Source organism: Limosilactobacillus galli (genome assembly GCF_947381495.1).
GTDB lineage: Bacteria > Bacillota > Bacilli > Lactobacillales > Lactobacillaceae > Limosilactobacillus > Limosilactobacillus galli.
The window spans coordinates 1-295 of the sequence record NZ_CANCWK010000136.1; the positions used below are offsets into that span (position 1 = coordinate 1).

The window sequence follows — 295 nt, forward strand, 5'->3', positions numbered from 1 at the left end:
GGCAATAGAAGATAGAATTTGCTTCATTTCCTCGCTAAGTTGGTCAGTTACGAATGTCTTGTGTCGATATTTTGTCATCCAAATTAAGTGGTAGTGAAAATTATAAATGTAGCGTCGAGTATATACCGCATCCTTGATTTTTTCTTTCACCATGTTTGTTTTTGACCTCCAATTGCTATAACATTGGCATTGCGTTACAATGTTATTATAACAGTGATGGAGGTGAAATTAAATGAAGACTATGGCAAAGCTAAAATACAATTTTGGGTTGAAGGCCCGGATTTACCCAAGCGAC

At 36.3% G+C, this 295-nt stretch carries 1 protein-coding gene; it reads right to left on the reverse strand.

Going from position 1 to position 295, the window contains the following annotated elements; translation table 11 throughout:
* Positions 1-153, reverse strand: a 153-nt coding sequence (locus QOS10_RS09605; protein ID WP_283595216.1) for a transposase, incomplete at its 3' end; no start/stop codon positions are given.
* Positions 154-295: the final 142 nt, after the last annotated feature.